Below are 12,873 nucleotides of genomic sequence, written 5' to 3' on the forward strand. Positions count from 1 at the left end.
TTGCGTCAAAGTCAAATGATGGGGATGATCTTTTTTTGGAAAAAAGAAAACGGCGAAACCATCGTCTGTCGTAGACGTGGATCGCCGTTCGCTGTACATCGCGGTATATACGGTATAAGTGCTAACTAAAGCTGCTAGATTGAGCGTGGATCATCGTTGTATATGTAGCGCTTAAACGCTACTGCTGTCTCGTCAATGGCGGCTAATGCTTCTTCCATTTCCCACGGTGGGTCGGCAAAGGACATAAAATCATGAATCATGCCTTCATAGCGCTGCAAGGTAACCGACACTCCTGCTTCCTGCAAACGCTGTGCATATTGTTCGCCATCATCGCGAAGCGGGTCGCATTGTGCGGTCACAATATAGGCTGGTGGCAATCCTTGCATATCGTCGCATAGCAAGGGTGAGGCGAGCGGATTCAGCGCATCTTCAGGCTTGGGCAAATAATGATTTTGAAACCATTCCATTGCGTGACGCGTGACGAGGTAACCTGTCGCAAATTGATCGTAAGCGTCCGATTGCAGCATACAGTTTGTTGCTGGATAAATAAGAAGTTGGGCAGCTAGTGCTGGCCCTCCTTGCTCTTTTGCCATTAGCGTAACGGCAGCAGCAAGATTGCCTCCCGCGCTGTCTCCGCCAACCGCGATTCGATTCAAATCACCTTGCAAGCTATGCGCCTGTTCGGCTACCCACTGTGTGACGTACATCGCTTCCTGTACAGGCACCGGAAATGGATGTTCGGGTGCTAAGCGGTAGCACACGGACACGACGACGACTTTAGCCAGCTGGGTCATACGTCGACAGATGGTATCCACACCGTCCAGGCTGCCGAGCACCCAGCCGCCACCATGAAAATAAACGAGGACAGGGAACGGCCCTGTTCCAGCAGGTGTATAAATGCGTACCGGAATCGGTCCAAACGGCCCTTCGATGGTGCTCGTTGTTACACGTTCTGCACCGGCAAGCTTCGGATTTACAGGGCGAGTGGAATAAGGGTCTTTCGCGTGCCCGCGTGCTTCCTCTGGAGTGAGGAGGTGAAGTGGACGGGATTGGAGTGCTTCTAATTTTGCCAAAATAGCTTTAAACGTTGGATTCAACGACATGGCTGCTAGCCTCCTAGTTCATCAATTATGGCCAGAACGATTTAGTGTTTGCACATGTATATGTTATCGTAACGTAAAAAAAGGCAACCCGATAGGGCTGCCTTCCTACATCCTGCATACTGCGTACCGCATACTGCGTACCGCATACTGCGTACCGCATACTGCGTACCGCCTACCGCGTCTTGCGTACTATCGTTAACCGACTCGATAGCCGTAAAGTGGCAACAGTACGTAGTCTGCTACCGCTACTGCTACCGCTACTGCTACCGCTTTACTCGTTGCAACTTATCAACTTATATAGCCCAGTTCCCTTTGCGGAATAGTGGCTCGACCGTACCATCTTCATGAATACCGTCAATGTCCATCTCTGCGGAACCAATCATAAAGTCAACGTGCGAAATGCTCGTGTTAAGACCATTTGCTGCTAGTTCTTCTTGTGACATCGTCTTGCCACCTTCAATGTTGAACGCGTATCCGCTACCAATAGCAAGGTGATTCGATGCATTTTCATCAAACAGCGTGTTATAGAACAACACGTTGGATTGCGAAATCGGGGACTCATGTGGCACAAGCGCCACTTCGCCCAAGAAGCGGGAGCCTTCGTCTGTATCGATTAGCTGTTGCAAAATGTCTTGGCCTTGCTCAGCTTCGATCTTCACGATACGCCCGTTCTCAAACGTTAGCTTAAAATTGTCAATCAGGTTGCCGCCATAGCTAAGCGGCTTCGTGCTTGATACGTAGCCATTTACGCCATCTTTTTGTGGGGCAGTAAACACTTCTTCAGTCGGCATGTTAGCCATAAATGGAACGTCGCGCTCATTAGTACTGCCTGCGCCGACCCAGAGATGCTTCGACGGCAGCTCGATCACGAGATCCGTACCTGGCGCTTTGTAGTGCAACTTGCGGAAGTGTTTGCTGTTCAACACGTCTACTTTTTTGTGCAGCGTTGTATTGTGCTCTTCCCACGCTTTGACCGGATCTTCGTTGTTCAGACGAACCGATTCAAAAATAGCTGCCCACAGCTTATCAATCGCTTCTGCAACAGGTGCGTCAGGGAACACCTTCGCTGCCCAATTAGGAGTAGAAGCTGCGACTACAGTCCAGCTCACTTTATCCGCTTGAATGTAACGACGGAAGTTCTCAAGACCTTTGCCAGCGCTCTTCTGATAATTACCGATCCGCTGTGCATCAATCCCCTTCAACAAATCAGGGTTAGGGGAAACGATCGAAATAAAGGCAGCGCCTTTTTCCGCGTACTCATTGCGTTTTGCGGTTTCCCATTGTGGATATTGCAAAAATACATCGTCAGCGGACTTTTCAAATGTCAGACGTGACATTTCCTCATCGGTCCAATCAATATGGACATATCTTGCACCGGCATCGTAAGCTTTTTTGGCCACGAGTCGTGCTAATGATGCCATCTCGATTGAGCATGTAACACAGACGTCCTGATCGGGTTGAACATTGACGCCGACCTTGACGATGAGTTGAGCGTACTTCTCTAAATTTTGTGCCAAAGTAGTCATGAGCCATCCACCTTTGTATGTATCTAAATGGTATTACTAATATTTCACTATACCATTAATTTACCCAGATGCGGTAGCGCAATTACAAAACGTTAGGGATGTAGGTTGGAAGGGAGAAGGCGTAGAATTTATTAAAATATCTAAATAAAAAAGGGAGCGCTTTTGTTATAAAAGCACTCCCTTTTTGTGGGCGGAATTATCGTGCCAACGCTGTCAAAAGCTCAACAAGTGGCGGAATAATTTTACCCAAGAAGGATAAGATAGCAATTGCAATATCCATGTAGACCCCTCCTATATGTAGAACAATTGTTGTTCATACTATATATATCGAACAATTAGATATAAAAATTTATATCATTTTAAGCTAATTTTAAGCTTTTTTTCAGGTTTTGTTCATATCCGTTGAAAAATAGCTGTTTACACGATGGTTGGGTAGGCTAGTTGTCGTTTGCAAGTCATTGCATTGAGCATTAAGATTTAGATAACTTGGTCTTAGACTTAAAGTAATAGTATAGTATGGTTAGCTATCGTATATATAAAGGGGATACTTATGTTGAATTCGAAACGTTCGAGCGATGGACAGCAACCATCACGCAAGCGTGTGCTCATTGTGACCTCTGTCACGGCGGAGCGGGATGCAATATTGCGAGGCTTGGCTGGTTCTAACGCATTTGATGTACTCGTTGGCGGCGTTGGTCAAGTAGCCGTTGCGGTCAATACGACGAAGGCGCTTGCAGCAGCGCAATACGATTTAGTTGTTAACGCGGGTATTGCTGGAGGCTTTGCAGGTCAAGCCGAAGTGGGCTCTATCGTGGTGGCGAACGAAATTATCGCAGCCGATCTAGGCGCACAAACGCCAGAAGGCTTTTGCAGCTTGGACGAGCTGGGCTTCGGTTCCGCACGCGCTTCAGTCGATGCACAGCTAGCGGCAACGGTAACGGAAGCCCTACAAGCAGCATCGCTTTCGTTCCCGATTCAGAGCGGGTCAGTGCTTACGTTATCAACCGTTACGGGAACCGCGGAGACGGCTTCGGAGTTGGTTGCGCGCGTACCAGGGGCTGCGGCTGAGGCGATGGAGGGCTACGGTGTAGCTGTCGCTGCGCAAGAGCACGGCGTCCCTATGCTAGAGATTCGCGCAATATCGAATGCGGTCGGCCCTCGTGATCGGGCGGCATGGCGCATCAAAGATGCATTGGATGCACTGGAAGCAACAAGTGCAGTACTTCGGGAGGTGCTCGTATGAAAATCGCTTTTTCGCCATGCCCAAATGATACATTTATTTTTCATGCGTGGGTGCATGGGCTCGTACCAGATGCACCTCAGCTTGAGGTGACGTACGCTGATATTGACGTTACGAATCAAATCGCGTCAATGGCAGGTGTAGATGCGCCGGACATTCTTAAAATTTCGTATGCGGCATTGCCATGGGTGCAATCAGATTACGCATTGTTACCGTGCGGAGGGGCATTAGGACGCGGCTGCGGTCCGCTTGTGCTGACGAACAGCAGCTTGAACCGTTCGAATGGCGATGCTGGCCGTGTGAGCGGTGCAGCGGCATTATCTGGTCGCCGCGTAGCCGTACCTAGTGAGCGTTCCACAGCTTATTTGCTGTTTCGGTTATGGGCAGCCCAGCAAGTGCCGGGTGGTGTAGGCGAAATAGTCGTCATGCCATTCCATGAAATTATGCCAGCCGTACGTGATGGCTTAGTTGATGCTGGGCTCGTCATCCATGAGGCGCGTTTCACCTACCACACGTATGGATTGCACTTGCTGCAAGACTTAGGGAGCTGGTGGGAAGCCGACACAGGCTTGCCGATTCCGCTTGGCGCTATTATTGCTCGACGTTCGTTGGATGTGCATGCCATTGCAGACTGGATTCGCACATCGGTTGAGTACGCATGGGCGCACCCAGAAGTGTCGCGCGATTATGTGATGAGTCTTGCGCAGGAGCTGTCGCCTGAAGTAGCGCAAGCTCACATCGATCTTTACGTCAACGAGTTTTCTGCGAACTTGGGTGAGGATGGCTATGCTGCAGTTCATGCGCTGCTTAGTCGCGCTGCGGAAGCAGGGCTTGTGCCCAAGGTAGATTTGGCAGCGCTGCGCTGGTAGTGTAAGGAAAGTTATTTATAACAGGTAACAGATGAAGTTCATATGCTGACCTAACGAGAGCACCCAATGTGAATTAAGGGTGCTTCTTTTTATACCCTGAAAGGTGATGTTTCTAGAGAGGCATTCGTTTGTTTATAAACTAAATACGGATAGCGCTGATGTATCCGACACTATCCGTATTGTTTGGGGTGATGTTGTATATCTAGGCGAAGTCTTCACGATTACATGTTTACCGTACTATTTGCATCTAATTTAAGCGTGCACTCGCTTTGCTAGAGCAATTTATCATTCTTATCATAAACACCAACCCACACTCTATAGTTTGCGTGCTCCAATCTTTCAGTGTGAAAAGTTGAATGGGCTATTTGTTAAGCAGAGGTTTTCTCTTAATTGAGAAAACGGCAAGCAGCTTCGCACTTATCGGTTAGTAGTCAGTTGCTCCCTTGTGCCCTAACCGTTGGTGGTCAGCTGATTCACTGTGCCTCCTCTCCTAACAGTCGTCACAGTTGCTATTTCAGCGAATATGAACCCATTCAACATTTAACGGTTATGAGGGGGCTTATTACGATGAAAACAGCTGGATTTTGAATGAAATTGGAGAAATAAGCGCACCTATAACCGTTAGAAATCAAAACGAGGCAAATCTGGCGATATAGCCACTATGGCAACCGTTAAGAACTAACTTTGCTTTCTCGACAGCAATTTTATAAAATTCAATACGACACCGCGCAAAAATTGTACAATAATGGGCATTTTCGTATAATGCCGAGCAAAATGTTTACGTCTGTCCAGCTAAGCAACGGCCTGCTTACCGAACAACCAACCGTGAGGGTTACAGGCAGTACGCCTCTGAGCCGGAGTATTGCAAGAACTGTTCCCTACTGAACGCGTGTACACGTTCTCAAAATCACGAAAGGTGATTACTTGGCATGTGTGGAAAGATAGTAAGGGGAGCATATCAAACGGGGATAATCCCCTTTCTCTTCTGTATCTGAAAAAAATGAGAACCCCAAGTCTTGAGAAAAAGACAGGGTTTTCTCGACAATCTGTAACGTTTATCATCTTTTTTATTACGGAATATTGTTAGTGGGTAATTATGATGAACTACTGTAAGTATAATGAGCGAATAAACGGTGCATAAGGGATGATGACTTGTTCTGGCACTTTAATGACTGGTTCTGTTACTTTAATTACTTGTTTTATTTGTTTAATGAAACTATAATTATTTTGGTTTCACAATAACCAATAAATGACATGCTTATTTTCCAGACAGATGTGATTTCGGTTAAATACAGGTATTTTTTATTACACCATAATGAAGTTGGGAGGATAATGTTGATGACGAACCATGATCAGCATGCTCTTAAGTCTAAACCGACACTTCCACTACATCAAACGGAGCGCATTTCAGAGCTTGACCTTATTCGTGGCTTTGCATTATTAGGTATACTTATTGTGAATATGCAGTACTTCTCTTATCCGTTTATTTATACAACGATCTCGAATATCGATTTGTGGCCAGATGTATGGGATCAGGCGGTAAAGAAAGGGATTGTCATATTTGCTCAAAACAAATTCAATACGATGTTCTCGTTCTTATTCGGTCTAGGCTTTATGATCTTTATACAACGTGCGAAGCAAAAAGGAGAGCAGCCTGCCCGTTTATTTATACGAAGGTTGCTTGTCTTGCTCGGTATCGGACTTATTCATTCTTATTTCATTTGGGCTGGCGATGTTTTGGTCTTTTACTCCATCATGGGCTTTATCCTTCTATTGTTCCGCAATTGTCAACCTAAGACACTTCTTACATGGGCGTTCAGCCTCATCTTTATTCCGGTCGTGTTATTGACTTTACTCATCGTACTCATATTAGCCACAGCAGGATCAGCTTCCTCTGCATCGGAGCTGATGCCTTTAGAATTAGGCCGTACAATCATTAACGGTTCACTCTTTACGTACAGTCAAGGCACATATGCTGCTATTTTTGCACAAAATGCAGCGGATCTGAACTTGGTTCGCATCGGCTACCTTAGTATATTGCCATTGTTTTTTGCTATGTTCCTATTTGGGGCGTACGCCGGAAAAACGGAAATATTTAAGAACCTGGCTATCCATTTAAGCTGGATTAAAAAATTGTGGGTGTGCGCGCTCGTTATCGGTTTAGCCATCACCTTGCCAGCCGTCTTCGTAAGCCCTGAATTTATGGGCAGGAGCGTACATGGTCTTTTCCAGCACATATCGTATTTCGTTGGTGGTAGTGCGCTAAGCTTGTGCTATATCACTTCACTTATTTTATTGACTCGTAAAGAGTTATGGCAGCGACTGTTGGCGCCGCTGCAAGCAGTTGGACGTATGGCGGCTACCAATTATTTAGCACAATCCATTATTTCCACATTCATTTTTTACAGTTATGGGTTAGGGTTGTACGGAAAGGTTAGTCCAGCATGGGCTATGCTCGTTTGCGCCGCTATATTTTCATTTCAAATTGTGATTAGCAACTGGTGGATGAAGCGTTTTGCTTATGGACCTGTGGAGTGGGTATGGCGCACGTTGACGTATGGGAAAAAACCTCCATTTAAACAACGGCGTTCACGCGATATATCCGCATAAAAAATAACCCGCTCCTTTTTTGTTAGCCGTGGAGGTATATTTTTGAATCCATGGCTTCAATATAGGAGCGGGTTTAATGATGTAGAGCCTTCCGCATTAATGATGAACATCATGCTGCCTCCACGTATAACCGAGTTTTAAATCATGACAGAAGCTGATATTCGATCTTCAGCCTCATAAACAAGACCTTCCAACTTGAAAATAGCTTGGTACACATCATCTGCATTAATCGATGAACCGTCTTTTTTCACATCCATCAGATGAATCGACTCTTGTGGTTGGGTCGTTCCAACCGCGATTTGAACTAACGTTTCATGGTCTTCCAAGGAAAGACCTAGACCAGCTAAATGATAGGGCAGCTTCATTTTTTTGTAAAAAGGAAGCAAGTCCCACACTTCTTGCTCATTGCGTTCCAGCACAAGTTGAATAAGGATGCCGTAGGCTACCTTTTCTCCATGTAACCGATCATGGGTTGCGGGAGCTACCGTCAGTCCGTTATGGACGGCGTGCGCACCAGCGATCCGGCCCATATAATCACCGTAGCCGCCGACCATGCCGCCAGCCATAATAATCGTCTCGATGACTTGTATAAACGCATCCGACAACTGCTTGCTTTCAGCCGCTTGAATGCTTGCTTCACCGTGCATCAATAAGATTGAGCGGCATAGGTGAGCCGCGTGATGGGCGATTTGAATCGCTAACGAAGGGTTGTTCACTTTGCGAATAAGGACATCTGCTTCGTACCATTTAGCGAGTGTATCTGCAATTCCAGCCCGCAAATAGGGGATAGGGGCGTGCAGGGAGATGGTTGGTTCTACTAGTACCATCAGCGAACTTTTTGGGAAAATCGTATACGTCGTAAATTGTCCGTCCTCATTGTAGAACACGCTTAAAGGTGTCCACGCGGCACAATTTGAGGCTAAAGTCGGCGCAAGTATCGTTTCAAGCTGCGCAACGTGGCCAGCTGCTTTCACGAGGTCTAGCACTTTGCCGCCGCCTACGCCAAGAATAACGTCTGCTTGCTCGGCGTGGGCATAGTCAGCAACACGCTGTGCTTCTGCCTCTGTGCATTCGCCGTTATAGCGTAATTGCAGCAGCGTAAGGCGAGTCTGCTGTGGAAAGAAGGGCTGCGCCGCTTGCCACGAGTGCTCGCCGTGTACGACGAGCACTCGCTTAAAGCCATATGGCTCAAGCAAGGTATCGAGCTTACTCAAAATGCCAGTTTCACAATAGTAAAGGGCAGGTGCCCCTCTCACGATTATCGGTTCGCTCATGTTAATCACTTCCCTTTTAGCATCCATTGCGGTTTGCCGAAGCCTTTGAATTGCTCGTCGATAATTTGCTCGAACTCAGCGGATTCAACGGCTGCTTTCAAATCTTTTGCGAACAGCTTGTCCAAATCAGCCGTGTTAACGACGACACGGTTGCGATAGTCATCCGGCATGTTTTCAAGCAGAAGGGCATCCAACAAGTCCATCTTCGCCGCCAAGGCGAAGTTACCTGGAACGAGTGACAGGTCAACGCTATCAACAGCACGCGGCAGTTGCGCAGCCTCAAGCGGCTGCAACACGAGTTGCTTCGGATTGTCTTTAATGTCTTTCTCTGAGACACGGAGTGGATCAACGTTGTCATTTATCGTAATGAGACCTGCATCTTGCAGCAGTCCTAACGTACGTGCAAGATTCGTCGGGTCGCTTGCGACTGCTACCGTGCTACCAGCTGCGATTTCATCAAGATTTTTATATTTATTAGAATAGATGCCCATTGGTGCTGTTGGTACAGGAATGAGTTCAGACAATTGGATGCCGTTCTCTTTCGCGAAATTTTCCATGTAAATTTTGTGCTGGAACAAGTTTGCGTGTATATCTCCGTTGGAGAGCGCATTATTGGGCTGTACATAATCACTGAACTCAACGACTTCGATGGTGTACCCTTTTTTCTCCATAATCGGTTTAATTACTTTTGTGACCATATCGCTGTAAGGTCCGGCAGTGGCACCGATTTTAAGCGCTTTGATTTCTTCGGTTGCCGCGCCTGTTCCGCTTGCAGGGGACGAATTGCTGCCGCAGCCTGCGAGCAGACCAATGGATAAAATGATGGAAAGGATCGTTGCGAATTTTTTCATATGAATATACCTCCGTCTAGTTGTGATGGTGAATGGAACCGATTTCCTTAGCGTTTATCTACTTTCTTAGCGATGAAATCCCCGCCGTACTGAATCAATTGAACTAAGCAGACAAGAACAACGACAGTCGTTAACATCACCGTGTTATCATAGCGATAATAACCGAAGCGAATGGCTAAATCTCCAATTCCGCCGCCGCCGACTGTACCTGCCATTGCGGAATACGCAACTAAGCTAATGGCCGTAATCGTAATGCCCTGGATAATGCCAGGCTTTGCTTCAGGGAGTAGCACGTCTTTAATGATCATCCATGGCTTCGCGCCAACTGCGACTGCGGCTTCAATGACGCCTTTGTCGATTTCGCGCAATGCCGTTTCAACTAAGCGGGCGAAAAAGGGTATTGCCGCAATGGATAAGGACACAGAAGCTGCTGTTGGGCCAATCGTAGTGCCTGTAATCAGCTTTGTTAAAGGTAACAGCGTAACGAGCAAAATAATAAATGGAATCGAACGTACAAGATTGACGATAAAGCCGAGCACATTTTTGGTAGGCGTATGCTCAAGGAAAAGGCCTTTATCTGTAATAAACAATAGAATACCAATTGGAAGTCCGACGATTAAGGAGGCGGCCAGCGAAATACCAACCATATAAATCGTCTGTAAAAAAGCTTTGTTCAGGTCAGGCAGTAGCTGAATTAGAGAATCAATGAGCATGATGTATCAACTCCAGTCGGTGGGTTCTCTCTGCAATATAAGCGATAGCCCGCTTAACTTCTGCGTCGTCTCCGATTAGCTCTAAAATAAGAATGCCAAGCGGATTGTCTTGTATGTAATCGATCTTGCCGTGCAAAATGTTGCCTTTTACTTGAAACGATTGCAGCATATCGGTAATGACTGCTTCCTCCGCCTGCGGGGCAACGAAATGAATTTTGACGATGGCCCCTTTGCGCTGCTGTAGTAGTCGCTCTGGCAGCTCGAATTGAAATAGCGTGCTCAAAAACGTTTTCGTCGTCGGATGCTTCGGATCGGCGAACACCTCGTACACATTTCCTTCTTCGATGACATCGCCGTTTTGCATCACAGCCATCCGATCACAAATGTCTTTCACGACTTCCATTTCGTGCGTAATCAGGACGATCGTGAGCTGGAGCTCGCGATTAATTTTTTTTAAGAGCTGCAAAATGGACTGGGTCGTCTCGGGATCAAGGGCCGACGTCGCTTCATCGCACAGCAAGACATGTGGTTCATTGGCTAGGGCGCGGGCGATACCTACGCGTTGTTTTTGCCCGCCACTCAATTGTGAAGGGTACACGTCACTTTTGTCAGACAAGCCAACCATTTTGAGCAGTTCTGGCACACGGGCTTGAATTTCGGCAGTCGACTTTCCGTTTGCTTTCAGCGCGAACGCAATATTTTCATAGACCGTCTTGGAACGGATCAGATGAAAATGTTGAAAAATCATCCCGATTTTGAGGCGGGCTTGGCGAAGCCCTTCACCGTTTAAGCGGGTTAGATCAATGCCATCGACAATGATTTTTCCTGACGTAGGCTCTTCCAACAAGTTGATGCAGCGTAGCAGAGAGCTTTTTCCTGCACCACTGCGTCCGATAATGCCGAAGATTTCGCCTTTGTTTATCGTTAGCGACACGTTATTGACGCCAATAACGGTAGACGTTGCGGTCTTGTATTCCTTTACCAGATGTTGAATCTCGATCATCTCGCTCACTCCCCCTAGTTGTTAGTCTGGTAAAAAGACTATTAAACATAAAAAAGCCTCTTTCACATTCCGAAAGAGGCTTCATTCGTATCGTAATCGAACGACTTATCTTTCAGAACGTGGAACACATTCTGTAGGATTTAGCACCGTTTACTCTATGGTAAGGTTGCCGGACGTCAACGGGCCTATTCCCTCAGTCACTCTTGATAAGAAATGATTCAATTTTTTTGTTGTGACCAATCATATACACGAAAGATATTTTTGTCAATTATATTTTTTATTTATACTTTGGCAAAATAGCTCATAATCGTATGCGCCGCTTGCTTGTAGCCGCCAGCTTGGCGCAATGATTCGCCAATAACATGGGCCTGCTGCTTATAGGAAGGGTTGTTCAACACTTCTAGTAAGGCGGCTCTAAGTGTTTCAGGAGAGAGCTTGTTTTTATCAACGACAACGCCTGCTCCAAGCTCCTGAACTCGGTTTGCTACAAGCGGTTGATCGGATGTTAACGGGATTGTAACGAGGGGCACATTATAATACAAAGCCTCGCTCGTACTGTTCATGCCGGCGTGTGTAATAAACACATCTGCACGCTGTAGCACTTCCAATTGAGGAACAAAAGGTTCCACGATAAAGTTGTCAGGAATCAAATCGGCAATAGGCGCCATATCCGTATATTTGCCTGATGACAGCACGAATTGAATCGGCATATCTCGAAATGTTGTAAAGCAAAGTTTATAGAAATCTATATTTTGGCTCAGGATGGACCCTAGTGAAATGAACACGATCGGTTTATGTAGGTCTTGAAGTTGATGGATTGGGAAAGAAGGTGCATCATGGCGTGGTACAACAGATGGGCCGACAAAATTAAAGCTATCATCCAACTGTTCGACCTGTGGTTGAAAATAACGGCTTGTATAAACCATTTTCAGTCGCCCAACATGGCGTGTAATTTCCTCAATAGTAGGAACAGGCAGATTAAACTGATTGGCTAATTTTTGAGCCACTTCCATCGTACTCGCGTATAGTTGTTCAACATCAATAGGAGTAGCTGTAGCAGCATATTTGTCATCTGTGGCAACTTCCTCCTGCGTCTCTTCCCCTGATCCTAGAGGTTCAACAAAAGCGAACGAAGCGATGGAGCATACGGCTGGAAGTTGAAGCTTTTCTGCTAATATAGTGCCACCCCAACCCATTAAGGAGTCAAAAATTAAATAATCATAGGAGCCGTCCTGCGTCACTTTCAGCACTTCGGGAATGATCGGCTCAATAATGCCGCGAACCATAAAATTAGCAAATTGATACGGGTGCTGATACTCTGTGGGCTTTATGGATGGGTCGTCAGTGAAAGAATGGATATCAAACGGATAAGAGATAAATTGTGCTCCCGTACGTTCGATTTTGGCACGATATTGTTCTGCACACACATAAATGACTTCCTCACCGTTGTCGATCAGTTGCTTGACTAAACCTAGTGTTGGATTAACATGTCCTTCGGCAGGGGTAATAACAAGTAAGGCACGAGCCAATCTAAACACCTCCATCATGTTTATGGTCAGTACAGGTATATTATAGCAATTACATAGGCCTTGTTCATGAATATATCATGAAGTTTATAGACCGATATGTTTCCTTTTTGCTAAGATATGAACATATGTGGACGTATAAAAGCATGACATGACTG

At 46.2% G+C, this 12,873-nt stretch carries 10 protein-coding genes and 1 riboswitch; of the genes, 3 read left to right on the forward strand and 7 right to left on the reverse strand.

What is annotated here, in order from left to right; genetic code table 11:
- Window positions 1-134 precede the first annotated feature (134 nt).
- On the reverse strand, window positions 135-1,103 hold the full coding sequence (locus KIK04_RS16100; RefSeq protein ID WP_232274638.1) for an alpha/beta hydrolase: 969 nt from the start codon (window positions 1,101-1,103) through the stop codon (window positions 135-137).
- Window positions 1,104-1,396: 293 nt separating this feature from the next.
- Window positions 1,397-2,629 carry an aminopeptidase gene (locus tag KIK04_RS16105; protein WP_232274639.1) on the reverse strand — a complete coding sequence of 411 codons (1,233 nt, stop codon included), beginning with the start codon at window positions 2,627-2,629 and terminating at the stop codon, window positions 1,397-1,399.
- 550 nt (window positions 2,630-3,179) lie between these two features.
- Between KIK04_RS16105 and KIK04_RS16110 the strand changes: the two genes are divergently transcribed.
- The 3 genes from KIK04_RS16110 to KIK04_RS16125 all read left to right on the forward strand — a co-directional run bounded on the left by KIK04_RS16110 (window position 3,180) and on the right by KIK04_RS16125 (window position 7,348).
- Window positions 3,180-3,872, forward strand: coding sequence for a futalosine hydrolase (locus KIK04_RS16110; RefSeq protein ID WP_232274640.1), 693 nt, complete (start codon window positions 3,180-3,182; stop codon window positions 3,870-3,872).
- A complete protein-coding gene (locus tag KIK04_RS16115) occupies window positions 3,869-4,738 on the forward strand; it encodes a 1,4-dihydroxy-6-naphtoate synthase (protein WP_232274641.1) in 870 nt (289 codons plus the stop codon). Before KIK04_RS16110 ends, KIK04_RS16115 begins: the two co-directional genes overlap by 4 nt.
- Before the next feature lie 1,338 nt (window positions 4,739-6,076).
- The gene (locus KIK04_RS16125; RefSeq protein ID WP_232274642.1) at window positions 6,077-7,348 is read left to right on the forward strand and encodes a DUF418 domain-containing protein; all 1,272 of its coding nucleotides are present in this window, start codon (window positions 6,077-6,079) and stop codon (window positions 7,346-7,348) included.
- 137 nt (window positions 7,349-7,485) lie between these two features.
- On the opposite strand, the gene KIK04_RS16130 is transcribed toward KIK04_RS16125, so the two are convergent.
- The 5 genes from KIK04_RS16130 to KIK04_RS16150 form a co-directional block, all read right to left on the reverse strand.
- A complete protein-coding gene (locus KIK04_RS16130) occupies window positions 7,486-8,622 on the reverse strand; it encodes an iron-containing alcohol dehydrogenase family protein (protein WP_232274643.1) in 1,137 nt (378 codons plus the stop codon).
- A gap of 5 nt (window positions 8,623-8,627) precedes the next feature.
- Window positions 8,628-9,473, reverse strand: coding sequence for a MetQ/NlpA family ABC transporter substrate-binding protein (locus KIK04_RS16135; protein WP_232274644.1), 846 nt, complete (start codon window positions 9,471-9,473; stop codon window positions 8,628-8,630).
- Window positions 9,474-9,520: 47 nt separating this feature from the next.
- Window positions 9,521-10,186: a methionine ABC transporter permease gene (locus tag KIK04_RS16140; RefSeq protein ID WP_232274645.1), complete on the reverse strand. Its 666-nt coding sequence runs from the start codon at window positions 10,184-10,186 to the stop codon at window positions 9,521-9,523.
- Window positions 10,176-11,189, reverse strand: a complete 1,014-nt coding sequence (locus KIK04_RS16145; protein WP_232274646.1) for a methionine ABC transporter ATP-binding protein — start codon at window positions 11,187-11,189, stop codon at window positions 10,176-10,178. Before KIK04_RS16145 ends, KIK04_RS16140 begins: the two co-directional genes overlap by 11 nt.
- Before the next feature lie 102 nt (window positions 11,190-11,291).
- Window positions 11,292-11,402, reverse strand: a riboswitch (SAM riboswitch).
- A 68-nt stretch (window positions 11,403-11,470) separates the two neighbouring features.
- Window positions 11,471-12,718, reverse strand: coding sequence for a macrolide family glycosyltransferase (locus KIK04_RS16150; protein WP_232278768.1), 1,248 nt, complete (start codon window positions 12,716-12,718; stop codon window positions 11,471-11,473).
- Window positions 12,719-12,873 lie beyond the last annotated feature (155 nt).

The organism is Paenibacillus sp. 481 (assembly GCF_021223605.1).
Lineage (GTDB): Bacteria > Bacillota > Bacilli > Paenibacillales > Paenibacillaceae > Paenibacillus_B.